Raw genomic sequence first — 19277 nt, 5'->3', positions numbered from 1 at the left:
TCAGCCCCGCGGCGACCGAGGCGGCCTGCGCTTCACCACATGCCGGCGCGGCGAGCGGGTCGCGCGCGGGCGCAGGCGCGTTGCGGCGGCACGAGGCTTGGTCTGGGCTTGCGGACCGCGGGCGAGATCCATCAGCATGCGCAGCGCCTCGACGACGGAGCGCTGACGCACGGCGGTGCGGCCGATCGCGCCGAAGCGGTGCTCGCGGTGGATGATCCGGCCGTCGCGGGCCGCTGCGGCGAAGTGGACGAGACCGACCGGCTTGCCCGGCGTCGCGCCGCCGGGGCCGGCAATGCCTGTGATGGCGACGGCGAGATCGACGCCGGCGCGCTCCAGTGCGCCGATCGCCATCGCGGTTGCGGTTTCCTTGCTGACGGCGCCGAAATGGGCGAGCGTGCCGGCTTCGACGCCGAGCATCGCGCGCTTGGCATCGTTGGAATAGGTGACGAAACCGCGGTCGATCACGTCGGACGAGCCGGGGATGTCGGTCAGCGCGCCGGCGACGAGGCCGCCGGTGCAGGACTCAGCGGTTGCGATCGTCAGCTTGCGCATCCGGCACAGATCGAGCAGCGAGCGGGAGAGGGCGCGTGCGTCGCTGCCGCCCATGGCCTAGACGCCCCAGGGAAGACGGATGGTGGCGCTCGCGGTGGCCGCGATGCCTTCCTCGCGGCCGGTGAAGCCGAGCCGCTCGCTGGTGGTCGCCTTGACCGCGACGCGGGAGATGTCGACGCCGGAGATCTCGGCGATGCGCGCGCGCATCACGTCGCGGAGCGGGCCGATCTTCGGCCGCTCGCAGATCATGGTGACCTCGAGATTGGCGACGCGGCCGCCGCGCGCCGTGACGCGCTCGATGGCGTATTTCAGGAACTGGTCGGAGGAGGCGCCCTTCCACTTCGCATCGCTCGGCGGGAAGTGCGATCCGATGTCGCCGTCGGCGAGCGCACCGAGGATGGCGTCGACCAGCGCATGCAGGCCGACATCCCCGTCGGAATGGGCGAGAAACCCCTTGGTATGCGGCACGCGCACGCCGCAGAGCATGAGATGGTCGCCTTCGCCGAAGGCGTGCACGTCGTAGCCGGTGCCGGTCCTGATATCGCCGAGCTGGGCAGCCAGGCGTGCTTCCTCGCGCACGAAATCCTCGGGAGTGGTGAGCTTCATGTTGGCAACATCGCCTTCAAAGGTTGCGACCGTCAATCCCGCCCATTCGGCAATCGCGGCATCGTCGGTAAAATCTGAGCGCCCGTCCTTCGCCGCGCGACGATGCGCCTCGAGGATGACGTCGAAACGAAAGGATTGCGGCGTCTGCGCGATCCGCAAGCGCACCCGGTCCGGCGTATCCTCGACATTGCCGCTCGCGCCGGTGACCTTGATGGTGTCGGTGACGGGGACGACGGGGATCGCGGCGCCGGTGCGGCTCGCCGCCTCGATCGCGCGCGAGATCACGCCGGCCGAGACGAAGGGCCGGGCCGCGTCGTGGATCAGCACGATGTCCGGCTTGTGTTTGGCGAGCGCTTCGAGGCCGGCGAGCACGGAGGCCTGACGGGTGGCGCCGCCGCTGGTCGGCGGCTCATGCTTCAATCCGGCGACCGCGGCCGTGAACATGGTGCTGTCGTCGGGGTTCACCACCGGCTGCACCGCGAACACATCCGCGTGGCGGCTGAAGGCTTCCATGGCGCGATAGATCACGGGCACGCCGCCGATCACGCGATATTGCTTCGGCCCCCCGGCGCCTGCACGCAGTCCACGCCCGGCTGCGACGAGAACGACTGCGGTGCGCTGTGATTTCGCCATAGGACTCGAATACTCAGTTGGTGATGGAGAGTCGGGGAGTGGGGTGATTGCCGCATGCCTCTAGCACGGCAGGCCCGCAAAAAAAGGGGGTTTCCCCGGATTGTTGGAAACAGCATTTTGCTGCACTGCACTTGAAAGATTTGCAGAATTGTCTAAACTGTAGGCATGACGCTTGACTGCACAAGAATTGTGCGCAAGATAGGTCATGTCAGGCGCGATGAGGCCCTGCCCAGTCGACGAGACCCCTGTGACCGGTTCGACAGTATCCGGCTCTAAGCCGTTGAAAATAGGCGATATTGATGTCGCCAACCCGGTCTTCCTGGCGCCGATGTCGGGGGTGACTGACTCGCCTGTCCGCAAGCTGGCCGCAGAGCTCGGGGCGGGTCTCGTCGTGTCCGAAATGACCGCCAGCGATGAGCTCGCCAACGGCCACCGGATGTCCCGGTTGCGCTGCGAAGCTACTGGAATTGGCCCGCACGTGGTCCAGCTCGCCGGCTGTGAGGCGCATTGGATGGCCGAAGGCGCTAGGATCGCCGAGGCCGAAGGCGCTGACATCATCGACATCAACATGGGCTGTCCGGCCCGCCACGTCACCGGCGGCCAGTCCGGCTCGGCCCTGATGCGCGACCTCGACCACGCCGTCAGCCTGATCGATGCCACCATCGCCGCGGTGCAGGTGCCGGTGACGCTGAAGATGCGGCTCGGCTGGGACGACCGCAGCCGCAACGCGCCGGAACTGGCGCGGCGCGCAGAGGCATCCGGCGTCAAGCTCGTCACGGTCCATGGCCGCACGCGCAGCCAGTTCTACAAGGGCGAGGCCGATTGGGATGCGATCCGCGCCGTGCGCGAGGCCATCGCCATTCCGCTCGTCGTCAACGGCGACATCACCTCCTACGAGCGGGCGCTCGCGGCACTCGAGGCCTCCGGCGCCGACGCCGTGATGATCGGCCGCGGCGCGAACGGCCAGCCCTGGCTGCCCGGCCAGATCGGCCGCCGCCTCAAGGGCGGGGCCGAGGAAGCTGTGCCCTCGCTCGAAACCCAGCTGCATTATGTCCGCACGCTCTATGAGGGCGTCTGCGCGCTCTATGGTCTCCGCGTCGGACTGAAGCATGCCCGCAAGCATCTCGGCTGGGCGCTCGATGTTGCGGCAGAGGCCAGCCGTGCGCCGGCCGAAAAGCTGAAGGCCTGGCGCCAGAATATCCTCACCTCGGAGGATCCGCGCCTCGTCCACCAGTCGCTGCAGGATGCCTTTGACGACTTCGCATGGAGCGCTGCTGCATGAGCTCAGCCGCTGACCATCGCCAGCCCGCCGACAGCGACGCGATCCTGGATGCGCTTCCCAATCCCGTGCTGATGATCGGGCCCGACGGCAAGATCGTCGCCGCCAACATCGCCACCGAGGCCTTCTTCGAGATCTCGACGCAATTCCTGAAGCGGCAGTCGCTGAAGGAGCTGGTGCCGTTCGGCAGCCCCTTGCTGGCGCTGATCGACCAGGTGCGCTCGTCGAACTCGCCGGTCAACGAATACAAGGTCGATCTCGGCACGCCGCGCATGGGCGGCGACCGCCAGGTCGATCTGCACGTCGCCCCGCTGACCGAGCGGCCCGGCCATATCGTGGTGATGCTGCAGGAGCGCTCCATCGCCGACAAGATGGACCGCCAGCTCACCCATCGCAGCGCGGCGCGCTCGGTGATCGCACTCGCCGCGATGCTGGCGCACGAGATCAAGAACCCGCTCTCCGGCATCCGCGGCGCGGCGCAACTGCTGGAGCAGCAGGCCTCGTCGGAAGACCGCATGCTGACGCGCCTGATCTGCGACGAGGCCGACCGCATCGTGACGCTGGTCGACCGCATGGAGGTGTTCGGCGACGAGCGTCCCGTGGTGCGTGGTCCCGTCAACATCCATTCGGTGCTCGACCACGTGAAGCGGCTGGCGCAGTCCGGCTTTGCCCGCAACATCCGCTTCATCGAGGATTACGATCCCTCGCTGCCGCCGGTGCTGGCGAACCAGGATCAGTTGATCCAGGTGTTCCTCAATCTGGTGAAGAACGCCGCCGAAGCCCTGATCGACGTGCCCGACGCGGAGATCCAGCTCACCACCGCGTTCCGCCCCGGCGTGCGCCTGTCAGTCCCCGGTCAAAAATCCCGGGTATCGTTGCCTCTCGAATTCTGCGTGAAGGACAACGGACCAGGCGTGCCGGACGATCTTCTGCCCAACCTGTTCGACCCCTTCGTGACCACCAAGCAGACCGGCTCGGGCCTGGGTCTTGCGCTGGTCGCCAAGATCGTCGGCGATCACGGGGGCATCATCGAATGCGAATCTCAGCCGCGCAAGACCACCTTCCGCGTGCTGATGCCGATGTATTCCACATCGGTGAAACATGCCGATCAAAGCAGTCGCGCCGACTCTGCCGGGAAGTCGTCGCCTGTGTCACAGGGGGCGAAATGAGGATTAACGATGCCCGCAGGTAGCATTCTCGTAGCTGATGACGACACCGCCATCCGCACTGTTCTCAATCAGGCACTGTCCCGCGCGGGTTACGAAGTGCGGCTGACCGGCAATGCCGCGACGCTGTGGCGCTGGGTCAGCCAGGGGGAGGGCGATCTCGTCATCACCGACGTGGTGATGCCCGACGAGAACGCGTTCGACCTGCTGCCGCGGATCAAGAAGATGCGGCCGAATCTGCCGGTCATCGTCATGAGCGCGCAGAACACCTTCATGACGGCGATCCGCGCCTCCGAGCGCGGGGCCTATGAATATCTGCCAAAGCCGTTCGACCTGAAGGAGCTGATCGCCATCGTCGGCCGCGCGCTCGCGGAGCCGAAGGAGCGCGTCTCGACGCCTGACGAGGACGCCGAGATGGAGGCGATCCCGCTGGTCGGCCGCTCGCCGGCGATGCAGGAAATCTACCGCGTGCTGGCGCGTCTGATGCAGACCGATCTCACCGTGATGATCACGGGCGAGTCCGGTACCGGCAAGGAGCTGGTGGCGCGCGCGCTGCACGATTACGGCAAGCGCCGCAACGGCCCGTTCGTCGCCGTCAACATGGCCGCGATCCCGCGTGACCTCATCGAGTCCGAATTGTTCGGTCATGAGCGCGGCGCCTTCACCGGCGCCAACACCCGCGCCTCCGGCCGGTTCGAGCAGGCCGAGGGCGGCACGCTGTTCCTGGACGAGATCGGCGACATGCCGATGGAGGCGCAGACGCGCTTGCTGCGCGTGCTGCAGCAGGGCGAGTACACCACCGTCGGCGGCCGCACCCCGATCAAGACGGACGTGCGCATCGTCGCGGCCTCCAACAAGGATCTGCGCGTCCTGATCCAGCAAGGCCTGTTCCGGGAAGACCTGTTCTTCCGCCTCAACGTCGTGCCGCTGCGGCTGCCGCCGCTCCGCGAACGCATCGAGGACCTTCCCGATCTGATCCGCCACTTCTTTGCGCTGGCAGAGAAGGACGGGCTGCCGCCGAAGAAGCTCGACGCGCTGGCGTTGGAGCGGCTGAAGCAGCACCGCTGGCCCGGCAACGTGCGCGAGCTGGAAAACCTCGCCCGGCGTCTCGCCGCGCTCTATCCGCAGGACGTGATCACGGCATCCGTCATCGACGGCGAGCTCGCGCCGCCCTCGGTCAGCCCAGGCGCCGCGGTCCAGCAGGGCGTCGACAATCTCGGCGGCGCGGTGGAAGCGTATCTGTCCTCACACTTCCAGGGCTTCCCGAACGGCGTGCCGCCGCCGGGCCTCTATCACCGCATCCTCAAGGAGATCGAGGTGCCGCTGCTCACGGCCGCGCTGGCGGCCACCCGCGGCAACCAGATCCGCGCCGCCGACCTGCTCGGCCTCAACCGCAACACGTTGCGGAAGAAGATCCGGGATCTCGACATCCAGGTCTACAGGAGCGGGGGCTAGTCTTCGCGGACGCCGGCGGTGGCTCAGCTCCCCCTACCAAAGCGGAGCTGAGCCTGTCCGGATCGCGCTGGCCGTTGTGGCTGACGCGGTGAGCAGAAGTCGGGACGGGGCGCAAATGTTCCGCCAGATCCATCCAATTGATCGACGGGCCGCATGGCGCGGCGTCGCACCTAGCGGACCAGGCGGCCCGATGCTGGCATCAGGCTGGCGACATTCGCCGGCGGCTCCTGCAGGTCGGGGCCATTGACCAGCAGGTCAGAGGCCACGATCAGCAGCAGGACGGCCGAGACCATGATCGCGAGAAAAAATCTATCCATGCCGGGTCAAGCCGGGACGGCGGGAGTCCGTTCCCCCTAATCCGCCATTGACCTGTGGATGTGGCGCTCCGCCCCGCTGTAGACGCCTCGCAATTGTCGCAATTCGGCAACAATGTGGTACGAATACATCAGTATCCGCGCGCCCGCGGACCCGTTTTCAGCACCACCATTGCCGGAATGACCAGCGCAGATACCTCGGCCGCACACTTTGACACGGCCCCAGCGGATGAGCCCCGGCGTTGGTCGGCACGGCGCTGGCTGGCGCCGTTTGCCGTGGTGCTGGCGCTGCTCTCGGCTTTCCTGACCTTCCTGGTTCTGACCGGCCTTACCACGATCGAGCCGACGCCGGCGGTGGTCCGCTCGATCTACCTGACCAACGCGGCCACGATCCTGCTGCTGGTGGGCATCATCATCCGCGAGCTCTGGCAGCTGATCCTGGCGCGGCGGCGGGGCAGGGCAGCGGCGCGCCTCCATGTCCAGATCGTCAGCCTGTTCTCGATCGTGGCGGTGCTGCCGGCGGTGCTGGTCGCCGTCGTCGCCAACGTCACCATCGAGCGCGGCCTCGACCGGCTTTTCTCCGGGCCGACCAGGGAGGTGATCCAGAACTCGCTGACGATCGCGCGGGCCTATATGCAGGATCATGCCCAGCTGATCCGTGGCGACATTCTCGGCATGGCGAACGACATCGCGCATGCAAGGCCGCTCTACGACCAGGATCGCCGCTCGTTTCGTGAGCTGCTCACCGCCAGCGCCGGCTCGCGCAATCTGCCGGGCGCGATGATCATCGACAAGAACACCAACATCCTGGAATCCGCCGACACCGGCATGCGGCTCGCTTATTCGCCGCCCGCGCCCGACTTCCTCAGCAACGTCAACGAGAACGAGCCTGAGATCGCGGTGCTGCCGGACGCGAGCTTCGTCGCTGCGGTGATCCGGTTGCGCGCGTTCAACGACACCTTCCTCTATGTCGCCCGCCCCCTCGATCCGAATGTCGTCAATCAGCTCAAGCAGACCGAGGTCAGCGTCGCCGAATATGCCCAGATCGAGTCGCGCCGGCTCGGTATCCAGGTCGCCTTCGCGCTGATGTTTGCCGTGATCGCGCTGACCATCCTGATGGCCTCGGTGCTGATCGGCCTCAACTTCGCCAACTCGCTGGTCTCGCCGATCCGGCGGCTGATGAACGCGGCCCACACGGTCTCGACCGGCGATCTCCACGTCCAGGTGCCCGTGCACCAGTCGGAAGGCGATCTCGCCCAGCTTGGCCAGACCTTCAACAAGATGACGCAGGAATTGCGCAGCCAGCGCGACGAGCTCGTCAATGCCAGCGATCTCATCGACAGCCGCCGCCGCTTCATCGAGGCCGTGCTGTCCTCGGCGAGCGCAGGCATCATCGGCGTCGATGCCTCCGGCAGCGTCGGCATATTGAACCGCTCGGCCGAGAAGCTGATCGGTCACGCCGAATCCGAGACGCTCGGCCACCCGCTCTCCGACGTGCTGCCCGAGCTCGACGAGATGATGAAGGCGGCGCGGGAAGGCACCCAGCGCCTGGTGCAGGGCCAGATCACGATCACCCGCGACGGGCAGGAGCGCAATCTGTCGGTCCGGGTCAGCGCCGAGAAGAACCAGCCGCACGACAGCTACATCATCACGCTCGACGACATCACCGAGCTGGTTTCGGCGCAGCGCACCTCGGCCTGGGGCGACGTGGCGCGGCGCATCGCCCACGAGATCAAGAATCCCCTGACGCCGATCCAGCTCTCGGCCGAGCGGATCCGCCGCAAGTTCGGCAAGGACATCACCGAGGCCAAGGACAAGCAGATCTTCGAACAGTGCACCGACACCATCGTGCGCCAGGTCGACGACATCAGGCGCATGGTCGACGAGTTCTCGCGCTTCGCCCGCATGCCGAAACCGGTGATGGAGGGCGAGGACGTCGCCGACGCCGTGCGGCAGGCGGTGTTCCTGATGAAGGTCGCCCATCCCGAGATCGATATCGAGGCCGATTTCAAGCAGGACCCGCTCCGGGCCCAGTTCGACCGGCGGCTGATCTCCCAGGCGGTCACCAACATCGTCAAGAACGCCACCGAGGCGATCGAGCAGGTTCCGGCGGAAGAGCTCGGCAAAGGCCGTATCGATGTCGTAGTCTCCCGCGAGGGCGATGACGTGCTGATCGACGTGATCGACAACGGCATCGGCCTGCCCAAGGTCGCGCGCTCGCGGCTGCTCGAACCCTACGTCACGACCCGGGCCAAGGGCACCGGCCTTGGTCTTGCGATCGTCGGCCGCGTGCTGGAAGACCATGGCGGACGCATCGAGCTGAAAGATGCCTCCGAATTCCGCGAGGGCCAGCGCGGTGCCTGGATGCGGATGCGCTTTGCGATCTCCGGGCAGCCGGCGAAGGCCGACGGAGCCGAGCAGGCGCGCGCGGCCACGGAAATCGCCAAAGCGGCGACGGAGCCGGCGAAAGACGCGGCGCCGGAAACAAAAGAGCCGGCGCTCGAAACCAAAGAGCCCGCTGAAAAGACCAATGATTCACCGAAAATCGAAGCCCCCACAGGCAGCTGACAAGACAGGCGCGACCCATGGCAAGTGAAATTCTGATTGTCGATGATGAGGCCGATATTCGGGATCTCGTTGCGGGCATTCTCGAGGACGAGGGTTTCGTCACGCGAACTGCGCGCGACAGCGACTCCGCGCTGGCTGAAATTGCCAACCGCAGGCCGCATTTGGTGTTCCTCGACATCTGGCTGCAGGGCTCCAAGCTCGATGGCTTGCAGCTGCTGGAGCAGGTCAAGAAGGACAATGCCGATTTGCCGGTCGTGATGATCTCGGGCCACGGCAATATCGAGACCGCGGTCGCGGCGATCAAGCGCGGCGCCTACGACTTCATCGAGAAGCCGTTCAAGGCCGACCGTTTGATCCTGGTCGCGACCAGAGCGCTCGAGAACTCGCGGCTCAAGCGTGAGGTCAAGGAGCTCAAGCAGCTCGCGCCGAGCGCCAGCCAGCTCGTCGGCCGCTCGCCCAGCATGAACCAGCTGCGCCAGACCATCGAGCGCGCGGCCAAGGCGAACAGCCGCATCCTGATCGTCGGCCCCGCCGGCGCCGGCAAGGAGCTGACCGCACGAACGCTGCACACGGCCTCGGGCCGCGCCGACGGCCCGTTCGTCGTCATCAACGCCGCTGCGATCACGCCCGAGCGGATGGAGCACGAGCTGTTCGGCGTCGAGCAGTCCAACGGCGAGCACGCGCGCAAGCCGGGCGCGCTCGAAGAGGCCCATGGCGGCACGCTGTTCATCGACGAGATCGCGGACATGCCGCGCGAGACCCAGAACAAGATCCTGCGCGTGCTGGTGGAGCAGTCATTCCAGCGCGTCGGCGGCACGGCCAAGGTGCAGGTCGACGTGCGCATCATCTCGTCGACCGCGCGCAATCTCGAAGAAGAGATCGCGGCCGGCCACTTCCGCGAGGATCTCTATCACCGGCTTTCGGTGGTGCCGATCCGCGTGCCCGCGCTCTCGGAACGGCGCGAGGACATCCCGGAATTGATCGACTATTTCATGGAGCAGATCTCGGCCGGCAGCGGTCTGCCCAAGCGGCAGATCGGGCAGGACGCGATGGCGGTGCTGCAATCGCATGTCTGGCCGGGCAATGTGCGCCAGCTCCGCAACAACGTTGAGAGAGTCATGATTCTGGCGGCGGGCGGGCCCGAGGTCATCATCACGGCCGACATGCTGCCGCAGGACGTCGGCTCCATGGTGCCGGCGATGCCGACCAGCAACAACGGCGAGCACATCATGGGCCTGCCGCTGCGTGAGGCACGCGAAGTGTTCGAGCGCGACTATTTGATTGCACAGATCAGCCGTTTTTCAGGAAATATTTCTCGCACGGCCGAGTTCGTTGGCATGGAACGGTCGGCGCTGCATCGAAAGCTGAAGGCGCTCGGTGTCGGCTAACGCCGAGTGCTGTGTTTACGGCTCTGGGATAGGTCAGGAAAATCATCGATTTCCGTAGTTTTTCGGGGCAATAGGACGTGCCTTGCCGCGTGAAGCGGCTTGCCTAATAGGTCCACCTGTCCTCTAATCGCACAGCTGTTCCTTCCGAGGGGGATCTCATGAGGGAACGGCAACCGGGAGAGGCCCCGAACCTCACAAAGAGGGTCGCAACCGGCGCAATAAAAAGAAACTCAAAGCGAGAAAAAAACAATGGCGGCAGACCGCGCACAAAACCTGCAGGACACCTTCCTTAATCACGTTCGCAAAACCAAGACGCCACTGACGATCTTTCTGGTCAACGGAGTGAAGCTCCAGGGCATCGTGACCTGGTTCGACAATTTCTGTTTGCTGCTTCGGCGCGACGGTCATTCGCAGCTCGTCTACAAGCATGCGATCTCGACCATCATGCCGGGTGCTCCGATCCAGCTGTTCGAAGGCGGCGAGGATCAGCCGGCTTGAGAGTGATCTGATTGGAACCCCGGAATTTCGACGGGGATGCCGACCGTCCGCGGTCGGCAGGGGCTAAGCAAACGGGGCGGGTGCTTGTCATCGGCCCCTACTTGCGTGTGCGCGCGGGCGGTGCCGACGCGCAATCAGAGAGTCATGTTCAGCGCGACGCCGAGGCCCGGCTCGATGAAGCCGCGGGCCTCGCGCGTGCGATCGATCTCGTCGTTGCCGACGCCATCATCGCGCCGGTCAGCCAGATCCGCCCCGCCACCTATATCGGCAAGGGCAAGGTCGAGGAGATCGCCGGCCTGATCAAGACCCTCGATGTCGAGCTGGTTGTGATGGATTGCGCGCTGGCGCCGATCCAGCAGCGCAATCTCGAAAAAGAACTGCACGCCAAGGTGCTGGACCGCACCGGGCTCATTCTGGAGATCTTCGGCCGCCGCGCCAAGACCAAGGAGGGCTCGCTCCAGGTCGAGCTCGCCCATCTCAACTATCAGCGCTCGCGCCTGGTGCGCTCATGGACCCATCTGGAGCGCCAGCGCGGCGGCTTCGGTTTCATGGGCGGCCCCGGTGAGACGCAGATCGAAGCAGACCGCCGCCTGATCCAGGAGCGCATCTCCAAGCTCGAGAGCGAACTGAAGAAGGTGCAGGCGACGCGGCGGCTGCATCGCGCGGGCCGTCAGCGCGTGCCGTACCGCGTCGTTGCGCTGGTGGGCTACACCAATGCCGGCAAGTCGACGCTGTTCAATCGCCTGACCCGCGCCGACGTGCAGGCGGCCGACATGCTGTTCGCGACGCTCGATCCCACCTTGCGCGCGCTCAACCTGCCGCATGGCGGCAAGGCGATGCTGTCGGATACGGTCGGTTTCATCTCCAATCTGCCGACGCAACTCGTTGCCGCCTTCCGTGCCACGCTGGAGGAGGTGCTGGAAGCCGACGTCATTCTCCACGTGCGCGACATCTCGCATGAAGATGCCGAGGCCCAGCAGAGCGACGTCGACGCAGTGCTGCGCCAACTCGGCATCAACCCAGACGACTCCGGCCGCATCATCGAGGTCTGGAACAAGATCGACCGTTACGATGCCGAGCAGCGCGAAGAGCTCTTGAACATCGCCGCACGCCGGCCGGAGGATCATCCGGCCATGCTGGTCTCGGCGGTGTCGGGCGAGGGCGTCGACGCATTGCTCGCCGCGATCGAGGAACGCCTTGCCGCAAAGCGCACCACCCTCGACCTCTCCATCGACGCCGCCGACGGCGCCGGCATCAGCTGGCTGCATCGCAATGCCGAGGTGCTGTCGAAAGAGCTGCACGACGGCCGCTTCGACATGACCGTGCGCGTGGACGAGACCAAGCGGGACATCGTGGTGTCGAGGTTCGATGCCGTGCCGCGCCTGTCGGCCTGAGCTACGATCCGATCAATTTGCGAGGTCGAGGCTCATGAACTGGTTATGCGGGCTCGCCTGATAATCGGCAAACGGTCCGCAATTTGCGAAGCCGACGCTACGATAGAGTGAAACGGCCGGCGCATGAAGCGACGCCGTGCCGGTTTCCAGGCTGAGACGCGCATAGCCTCGCTTGCGGGCCTCTGCAACGATGTGGAGCAGGATTGCGCGACCGACCCCGGTCCCGCGCGTGGTGGGCGCGGCCCGCATCGACTTCACTTCGCCGTGCATCTCGTCCAATTGCTTCAGCGCACCGAAGCCAGCCAGCGCATCGTTCTGCCAGGCCGTCCAGAACGTCACAGTCGGAGCCGACAAGCCGCTTGCATCGAGCGCCTGCGCATGCTCGCCCATGACGCTGCGGAGCTCTTCCAGGTGATGCGCCAACAAATCGGCCACATGTCGCGCCTTCGGATCGTCTTGCCTGATTTCCATGGCATGCCTTCCATCACGTCGCCGTCTTCGCTTCATTCCATAGCGCATCCATCTCCGTCAGCGATGCCTGCCCGAGGGTGCGTCCCTGCGTCTCCAGCGCGCGCTCGATATAGGCAAAGCGCCTTTCGAACTTGGCGTTTGTCGCGCGCAGGGCGCTTTCCGGGTCCGCGTCGACATGGCGGGCGAGGTTGACCAGCGCGAACATCAGATCGCCGGTCTCCTCCGCGATCTCCTGCCTGTCGCCACGGTCGAGCGCGGCCTCGATCTCGTCCGCTTCCTCACGGATCTTCGCCAGCACCGCGCGCGGGTCATTCCAGTCGAAGCCGACGGTGGAGGCCTTGCGCTGCAGCTCCATGGCGCGGGTCAGCGCCGGCTGGCCGGCCTTGACGCCCGACAGCAGCGATCTGTGCGCCGGCACGTCCTCCGGCGGGCGGCGCGCGGCGCGCTCGGCTTTCTCTTCGGCCTTGATGCGATCCCAGACTTCCTTGACGTGATGCGAGGCGAGATTGCCATCCTTGTCGGCGAAGACGTGCGGGTGACGCCGGATCATTTTTCGCGTGATGGCCTCGACGACGTCTCCAAAAGCAAACGCATTCTGCTCCGACGCCATCTGGGCGTGGAACACGACCTGCAGCAGCAGATCGCCGAGCTCCTCGCGCAAATCGTCGAGATCGCCGCGGGTGATGGCCTCCACCACCTCATAGGCTTCCTCGATCGTGTAGGGCGCGATCGTCGCAAAATTCTGCTCGAGGTCCCAGGGGCAGCCGGTCACCGGCGTGCGCAGCGCCGCCATGATCTCGATCAGGCGGGAAATGTCGCGGGAAGGGGTCATTGCGGGGCGTCTCTCCTGGCTCCGAAACCTTATGCCAAAAGCAGGGCGCCGTTCCCAGCCGGGCGCGGCGGAACAGGCCGATTTCCACCGATTGGCTGAGACGTTCCACAGTGCTAAAGCGCGGGCCATGAGCGACGCATTTTCATCACAAACCGCTTTGGTGCTGTTCTCCGGCGGCCAGGATTCCACCACCTGCCTCGCCTGGGCGCTGAGTCGCTTTGCGCGGGTGGAGACGCTGGGGTTCGACTACGGCCAGCGCCACGCCGTCGAGCTCGATTGCCGCGAACGGCTATTCGACGGCGTGAAGGCGCTCCGCGCGGACTGGGCCGCAAAGCTCGGCGAGAACCATACGCTGTCGATCCCGACGCTGGCGGCCGTGTCCGAGACGGCGCTGACGCGCGATGTCGCCATCGCGATGGGTGCCGACGGGTTGCCGAACACTTTCGTGCCGGGCCGCAATCTGGTGTTTCTGACGTTTGCTGCGGCGCTGGCGTATCGCCGGGGCATCACCCACATCGTCGGCGGCATGTGCGAGACGGATTATTCCGGCTATCCCGATTGCCGCGACGAGACCATCCGCGCCATGCAGGCGGCGCTGTCGCTCGGCATGGCGCGCAAGTTCGAGCTGCATACACCGCTGATGTGGATCGACAAGGCCGCAACGTGGCAACTGGCGCAGGATCTCGGCGGCGACGGGCTGGTCGACCTGATCCGCGAGCAGTCGCACACCTGCTATCTCGGGACGCGCGGCGCGCGGCACGAGTGGGGCTATGGCTGCGGCGAATGCCCGGCGTGCAGCCTGCGGGCGAAGGGGTGGCGGGAGTTTGCGGCGGGGCGCTGATGGCGCTCCGATCCTCACTGTCATTCTCCGCGAAGGCGGGGAATCCAGTACGCCGCGGCTCTCCGCATCCCACAAGCGTCTCTGGAATACTGGATCACCCGCCTTCGCGGGTGATGACAGCTGTGGTCGAGGAAGCAGCGCTCGCGCCACGCCCGAACCGACTACCCTGTAAAATCCTCCGGCCTCAGCTCGATCGGCTTGCCGTGCGGCGTGCGGTCCGCCGCGTGGTCCCAGGCATCGCGATAGCGGTGCAGCGTCTCCACGGATGCGACGCCTTTGCTTGAGACGAGGCCCTCCAGCGTGGCGAGCCAGTGCAGATAGTAGGTCTCGCCCGTATCGGGATCGCCGGCCGCCTGCGCGCGCTTGATCTCGGAAGCCAAGGCGGCTGCCCATTCCGGCCAGGTGAACACGCCGCGCTCGTGCAGTGTCAACGCCATGGCGAACGCATGCGCCTCCCAGGGAGCGCGGAACACCGGGCCGTCGTCATCGCGCGGAATGCTCGGAATGGCGGCCGTTGCGGCCGCCGCTGCCGTGCTGCTCATCACGCCGGGTCCAGATAGGGCTCGAAGGCGTCGATCGAGACCCTCAGCGTGGGATCGCCGTCATCGCCCCAGAGGTCGCGGGCTTCGAACACGACCGTGTAAAGCCATTGCGGATGCTCGCCGCGCTCCATCGCCGCCGTATCCGGAAACACGTGGCAGCCATGGTTCAGCTCGACGATTCCGACATGGCCGCGCACATAGCGGGGCAGCCGCGTGTGCGTGGTCGGATGGATGTTCTTGGCGCGTACGCGATCGCCGATCTCGAATTTCGCGGGCGCTGGGGCAGGGCGGGCGAACTTGCCGCGGACCATGATGCGCTCGACCTGCGTGAGGTCGAACTTGCCGTGCTTGAGCGCCTTTGCGGGCTGCATCGCATGGCCGGCGGCGACCTCCTCCCTCGTGAGGTAGCCCTTCTCGATCAGCATCTCCTCGAGCCCGAGAAACCATTTCTTGTAATAGGAGCTCGACAGATACACGTCTGGCGGCAGCGTCTCGCGGTAGAAGCGCGAGGTGTCGATGTTGAAGGCGCCGGCCGCGCCCATCGCGCGTACCATGGCGAGGACGCGGGACTCCCATTCCTCGTGGAAGACAGGCTCGTTCGGCTCAGCCTCGACCTTGCCGAAGCCGTCCATGCCGCCCATGTCGTGCACGCCGTTCACGACCGCGCTCCCGGCGTCCTGGGAAAGCCCGTGCCGATCATGGAATCGCGCGTGACGAGCTCGGCGAGTTGTTCTTCGCTCCAGCCCTCGGTGCCCTCGGGGCGCATCGGCAGCACCAGGAAGCGCGTCTCGGCGGTGGAATCCCAGACCTGGATCTCCATGTCCTTGGGCAGGGTGACGTCGAAATCGGCGAGCACGCCGCGTGGGTCCTTCACGGCGCGCGAGCGGTAGGGCGCGGCCTTGTACCAGACCGGCGGCAGCCCCAGCATTTCCCAGGGATAGCAGGAGCACAGCGTGCACACGACCATGTTGTGTCGCCCAGGCGTGTTCTCGACCACGACGAGATGATCGCCGACGCGGCTGACATGGCCGAGCGTGCCGATCGCCTTCGAGCCGTCCTCCAGCAGCGCCTTCTTGAACGCCGGATCGCTCCAGGCCTTGGCGACGACGCGCGCGCCGTTGTGCGGGCCGATCTTGGTCTCGTAGGCCTGGATGATGGCGTCGAGCGCGGCCGGCTCGACATACCCCTTTTCGGTCAGAATCGTCTCGAGCGCGCGGACGCGCAGCTCGGTCTCCGACAGCTCGGAATGGTCGTGATCGTGGTCGTGATGATGCTCGCTCATGGCGCAAAGATAGCCCCAGAATCCGGGCCTTGTCGAGGCGGAGACTCTGCTAACATCGCCCCATGGGCTGGGCCGTACGAACCGCAATAACCGCCGCAATCGCGGCTCTCATGACATGCGCGGCGCATGATGCGCGTGCTGCGAATGGCGCTTATGCGGTCGATGCCGCCGACATCTCCGAGGTCGGCTCCTGCAAGGTCGAGAGCTGGATGTCGGCCGCGACGAACACCGATTTTTCGGCGGTCGCCAATCCCTCCTGTGTGGTCGACCCCTTCAGGCCGATCGAGCTGAGCCTCCAGACCATCCGCGCCCGCAGCGACGGCGACTGGAGCACGACCATAGCGCCCAAAGCCAAAACGAATTTCATCCCCACGGGCATCGGACGGTGGGGGTTGTCGGCCTATGGCGGAGGATCGTTCGACGCGGCGACCGGCGAGACGCTGAGCGCCTTTGCGGTCATCCCCGCGACCTTCCGCCTGTCGGAGACCATGCGCATCAACGTCAATGGCGGCTGGCTCTGGGATCGCGCCGTGGACCGCCATTACTTCACCTATGGCGTCGGCTTCGACTGGAAGTTCACCGACACGTTGCAATGGACGATCGAGGCGTATGGCCAGGCTGGCGCGTCCGAGGTCGCGAGCGTCGTGCAACCGCGGCTGCAAACCGGTGTCCGCTACCGGCCGGGCGAGATATTTTCCATCGACGTGATCTACGGCCGCAACATCAGCGGCGAGAACGCCAACTGGATCACCATCGGTACGACGATCCGGTTTCCGGTCGAGGGCAGTGAGCCGGAGCACCGGCGCACCGGACATCTGTGATCAAGAGCAACAAGAAAAGGGGAACTTCCGTTGACCAATTATGTGACGATCGAGAAGGGGCATGGGCCGGAGGGGCGGATCGCCATCGTGCGGTTCGACCGCCATGACGGCATCAACGCGCTGTCGCCCGAAGCGCTGCGGCAGCTTACGGCGGCCGCGCGCAGTTTTGAAGACGACGCGACAACCTCCGTCGTGGTCCTGACCGGCAGCTCGGGCGCATTCAGCGCCGGCTTCGACCTCAAGGATGCCGAGGGACGCTCGCGCAAGGACATGGATCTCGGCGCGCTGCGGCGGCATCTCAAGCTCGGGCCGCGCCTCACCCATGCCTGGCAGGAGATGGAGCAGATCACGATCGCGGCGATCGAGGGCTTTTGTGTCGGCGGCGGCGTCGCGCTGGCCGTGGCGCTCGACTTCCGCATCATGGGACGCGATGCGCACTTGCGCGTGCCTGAGATCGGGCTCGGCATGAACATGAGCTGGCAGAGCATTCCGCGCATGCTGCATCTGATGGGGCCCGCCCGCACCAAGCAGGCGGTGATCCTTGCCGATCAGCGCATCTCGGCGGACGAGGCCTATGAGTGGGGCCTGGTGGAACAGGTGACCGATCCCGGCCATGCTTTCGATTCCGCCATGGAGCTCGCCCGCAAGGTCGCCGCGCAGCCGCCGCTCTCGGTCGCGATGACGAAGCTCACCGTCAACCGGCTCGCGCATGCGCTGGACGATCTCGCCAGCCATATGGACGTCGACCAGTTCGCGCTCGCCAGTCTCAGCGAGGATCACAAGGAGGGCGTCGAGGCGTTCCTGGGCCGCCGCAAGCCGCGCTTCAAGGGGCGATAGATCTTTGCCAGGCCATTGATCGCATCCCCGACAGTCCGTATACGCCGCATTGGGACAAGAGCAGGCTCGGCCAACGAGCCGCACGGGTGACGACAATCGAGGGGAGGGCCCATGACCGCCAATTCGCAGGCGCCTGAGGCAACAGGATTTCGCTGGAAACTGGTCGCACCGCTCGCGGTGTGGCTGGTGATCTATCTGTGGCCGGCGCCTACCGGGCTCAACGTCAATCAGTGGCACTATTTCGCGGTGTTCGCGGCCGTCATCACCGGGCTCATCCTGGAATCGATGCCGGTCGGCGCAGTCGGCTTCATCGGCCTGACGGTCGCGGGCGTCGCCGGCTATATCGATCCCGATCCCGGCAAATCGCTGCGCTGGATGCTGGCAGGCTTTGCCGAGAGCACGGTCTGGTTGATCGTCGGCGCCTTCGTGTTCTCGATCGGCTATCGCAAGAGCCAGCTCGGCCGACGCATCGCATTGGTGCTGGTGCAAAAGCTCGGCCGCAACACGCTCGGCCTCGGTTATGCCGTGGCGATGTCGGATTTCCTGCTGGCGCCGGCAACGCCGTCGAACACCGCGCGCAGCGGCGGCATCGTCTATCCCATCATCAGCAACATCCCGCGCATCTATGGCTCCGAACCGGGGCCGACCGCCGGCAGGATCGGCACCTATGTGATGTGGACGGCCTTTGCCGCGACCGCAGTCACGAGCTCGCTGTTCTTCACGGCGCTCGCGCCGAACGCGGCGGCGCTGGCGATTGCCAAGAAGACGGTCGGGGTCGAGGTCAGCTGGGGCCAGTGGTTCCTCGGCTTCGCGCCGCTCGGCATCCTCCTGATGGTGCTCGTGCCGCTGCTCAGCTATCTCGTTTGCCGGCCCGAGGTGAAGCGCAGCCCGGAGATTTCCGAATGGGCGGCGAAAGAGCTCCAGACGATGGGCCCGATGTCGCGCAACGAGTGGATCATGCTTGGCCTGATCGTGCTCGCGATGTTCCTGTGGATCGCGGGATCGAGCCCGGACATCCACGTGCCCGTGCTCGGCTCGAACTTCGTCAACGCCACCACTGTCGTGTTCATCGTGATCTCCCTGATGCTGGTGACCGGCGTGATCGAATTTGCCGACATCGTCAGCGAGAAGAGCGCCTGGGAGGTGTTCTTCTATTTCACCTCGCTGCTGACGCTGGCCTCCGGCCTCAACGAGATCGGCTTCATCAAATGGTTCGCGACCGAATACGCAAAACCGCTCGCCGGACTATCGCCGTCGACCGCGATGCTGCTGCTGGTCGCGCTGTTCTTCTGGATCCACTATTTCTTCTCGAGCATCACCTCGCATGCCGCCGCCGTGCTGCCCGTGGTGCTCGCGGTCGGATCGGGCATTCCCGACCTGCCAGTCACTACACTTGCGATGCTCTGCATGTACTCGCTCGGCCTTATGGGCGTTATCTCGCCTTATGCGACCGGACCTGCGCCGATGTATTTCGGCAGCGGCTATATCGGGAAGGGCCAGTTCTGGGGCTTTGGCCTGATCTTCGGGCTGCTCTATTTCGCCGGGCTCTTGCTGATCGTGTTGCCGTGGCTGCGGATGGGGTGAGCCGGGCTGGAGTCGGCCCCCGGGGCGGAGGAATATTCTTCTCCGGGGAAGGTTTGGGGAATCTTCGTCCATCCCTCGCAAATATCTGACATTGCAAGAAAGACTGGAAAAGGCGATGGTACGTGCTGCGGTGCAGCGCGTGCCCCTTTGAGGCGTTTGCGGCTGCTCCACCCCCTCGTCGCTGATGCGACCCGGCTTTCGTTTGCCTTTTCCG

At 65.5% G+C, this 19277-nt stretch carries 19 protein-coding genes; 11 read left to right on the top strand and 8 right to left on the bottom strand.

Features of this window, described 5'->3' with window-relative positions; genetic code table 11:
• Nucleotides 1-606: a CinA family protein gene (locus XH83_RS17710; protein WP_194402110.1), complete on the bottom strand. Its 606-nt coding sequence runs from the start codon at nucleotides 604-606 to the stop codon at nucleotides 1-3.
• A 3-nt stretch (nucleotides 607-609) separates the two neighbouring features.
• On the bottom strand, nucleotides 610-1791 hold the full coding sequence (locus XH83_RS17705; RefSeq protein ID WP_194402109.1) for a bifunctional 2-C-methyl-D-erythritol 4-phosphate cytidylyltransferase/2-C-methyl-D-erythritol 2,4-cyclodiphosphate synthase: 1182 nt from the start codon (nucleotides 1789-1791) through the stop codon (nucleotides 610-612).
• Nucleotides 1792-2071: 280 nt separating this feature from the next.
• Between XH83_RS17705 and dusB the strand changes: the two genes are divergently transcribed.
• Genes dusB through ntrC form a run of 3 tightly spaced genes read left to right on the top strand, consistent with a single transcriptional unit; the run spans nucleotide 2072 to nucleotide 5691 of the window.
• Nucleotides 2072-3073: a tRNA dihydrouridine synthase DusB gene (dusB, locus tag XH83_RS17700; protein WP_194408305.1), complete on the top strand. Its 1002-nt coding sequence runs from the start codon at nucleotides 2072-2074 to the stop codon at nucleotides 3071-3073.
• On the top strand, nucleotides 3070-4239 hold the full coding sequence (locus tag XH83_RS17695) for a nitrogen regulation protein NR(II) (RefSeq protein WP_194402108.1): 1170 nt from the start codon (nucleotides 3070-3072) through the stop codon (nucleotides 4237-4239). Before dusB ends, XH83_RS17695 begins: the two co-directional genes overlap by 4 nt.
• Nucleotides 4240-4248: 9 nt before the next feature.
• Entirely contained in the window at nucleotides 4249-5691 is a 1443-nt protein-coding gene (gene ntrC, locus XH83_RS17690; protein WP_097662565.1) for a nitrogen regulation protein NR(I), read from the top strand.
• A gap of 170 nt (nucleotides 5692-5861) precedes the next feature.
• Here the strand turns inward: ntrC and XH83_RS17685 are convergent, their stop codons facing one another.
• Entirely contained in the window at nucleotides 5862-6008 is a 147-nt protein-coding gene (locus tag XH83_RS17685) for a hypothetical protein (RefSeq protein WP_194408500.1), read from the bottom strand.
• 177 nt (nucleotides 6009-6185) lie between these two features.
• Here XH83_RS17685 and XH83_RS17680 point away from each other — a divergent pair, with 177 nt between their 5' ends.
• From XH83_RS17680 to hflX, 4 genes are all read left to right on the top strand, one after another.
• On the top strand, nucleotides 6186-8573 hold the full coding sequence (locus XH83_RS17680; RefSeq protein ID WP_194402107.1) for a PAS domain-containing sensor histidine kinase: 2388 nt from the start codon (nucleotides 6186-6188) through the stop codon (nucleotides 8571-8573).
• Between the two features lie 17 nt (nucleotides 8574-8590).
• Entirely contained in the window at nucleotides 8591-9961 is a 1371-nt protein-coding gene (locus tag XH83_RS17675; RefSeq protein ID WP_194402106.1) for a sigma-54 dependent transcriptional regulator, read from the top strand.
• A 249-nt stretch (nucleotides 9962-10210) separates the two neighbouring features.
• Entirely contained in the window at nucleotides 10211-10459 is a 249-nt protein-coding gene (gene hfq, locus XH83_RS17670; protein ID WP_007591126.1) for an RNA chaperone Hfq, read from the top strand.
• 11 nt (nucleotides 10460-10470) lie between these two features.
• The gene (gene hflX / locus XH83_RS17665; RefSeq protein ID WP_194402105.1) at nucleotides 10471-11853 is read left to right on the top strand and encodes a GTPase HflX; all 1383 of its coding nucleotides are present in this window, start codon (nucleotides 10471-10473) and stop codon (nucleotides 11851-11853) included.
• Nucleotides 11854-11865: 12 nt separating this feature from the next.
• Here the strand turns inward: hflX and XH83_RS17660 are convergent, their stop codons facing one another.
• Together XH83_RS17660 and mazG are read right to left on the bottom strand one after the other, a co-directional pair.
• Complete coding sequence (locus XH83_RS17660) at nucleotides 11866-12324, bottom strand: GNAT family N-acetyltransferase (protein WP_194402104.1); 459 nt, start codon at nucleotides 12322-12324, stop codon at nucleotides 11866-11868.
• Nucleotides 12325-12337: 13 nt separating this feature from the next.
• On the bottom strand, nucleotides 12338-13156 hold the full coding sequence (gene mazG, locus XH83_RS17655) for a nucleoside triphosphate pyrophosphohydrolase (protein ID WP_194402103.1): 819 nt from the start codon (nucleotides 13154-13156) through the stop codon (nucleotides 12338-12340).
• 127 nt (nucleotides 13157-13283) lie between these two features.
• Here mazG and queC point away from each other — a divergent pair, with 127 nt between their 5' ends.
• A complete protein-coding gene (gene queC, locus XH83_RS17650) occupies nucleotides 13284-13997 on the top strand; it encodes a 7-cyano-7-deazaguanine synthase QueC (protein WP_194402102.1) in 714 nt (237 codons plus the stop codon).
• Nucleotides 13998-14158: 161 nt separating this feature from the next.
• Here the strand turns inward: queC and XH83_RS17645 are convergent, their stop codons facing one another.
• From XH83_RS17645 to nthA, 3 genes are read right to left on the bottom strand one after another with little or no spacing between them, the layout of a single operon-like run.
• Nucleotides 14159-14539, bottom strand: a complete 381-nt coding sequence (locus XH83_RS17645) for a nitrile hydratase accessory protein (protein WP_194402101.1) — start codon at nucleotides 14537-14539, stop codon at nucleotides 14159-14161.
• Nucleotides 14539-15198: a nitrile hydratase subunit beta gene (gene nthB, locus XH83_RS17640; protein WP_194402100.1), complete on the bottom strand. Its 660-nt coding sequence runs from the start codon at nucleotides 15196-15198 to the stop codon at nucleotides 14539-14541. The genes XH83_RS17645 and nthB overlap by 1 nt, the downstream gene beginning before the upstream one ends.
• Nucleotides 15195-15821, bottom strand: coding sequence for a nitrile hydratase subunit alpha (nthA, locus tag XH83_RS17635; RefSeq protein WP_194402099.1), 627 nt, complete (start codon nucleotides 15819-15821; stop codon nucleotides 15195-15197). Before nthA ends, nthB begins: the two co-directional genes overlap by 4 nt.
• 62 nt (nucleotides 15822-15883) lie before the next feature.
• Here nthA and XH83_RS17630 point away from each other — a divergent pair, with 62 nt between their 5' ends.
• From XH83_RS17630 to XH83_RS17620, 3 genes are all read left to right on the top strand, one after another.
• Complete coding sequence (locus XH83_RS17630; protein WP_194402098.1) at nucleotides 15884-16642, top strand: hypothetical protein; 759 nt, start codon at nucleotides 15884-15886, stop codon at nucleotides 16640-16642.
• Between the two features lie 30 nt (nucleotides 16643-16672).
• On the top strand, nucleotides 16673-17479 hold the full coding sequence (locus XH83_RS17625; RefSeq protein ID WP_194402097.1) for an enoyl-CoA hydratase/isomerase family protein: 807 nt from the start codon (nucleotides 16673-16675) through the stop codon (nucleotides 17477-17479).
• Between the two features lie 111 nt (nucleotides 17480-17590).
• Nucleotides 17591-19063: a DASS family sodium-coupled anion symporter gene (locus XH83_RS17620; protein ID WP_194402096.1), complete on the top strand. Its 1473-nt coding sequence runs from the start codon at nucleotides 17591-17593 to the stop codon at nucleotides 19061-19063.
• Nucleotides 19064-19277 lie beyond the last annotated feature (214 nt).

This window comes from Bradyrhizobium sp. CCBAU 53351 (assembly GCF_015291745.1).
Classification (GTDB): domain Bacteria; phylum Pseudomonadota; class Alphaproteobacteria; order Rhizobiales; family Xanthobacteraceae; genus Bradyrhizobium.
This window is presented reverse-complemented; position numbering and strand designations above follow the sequence as displayed.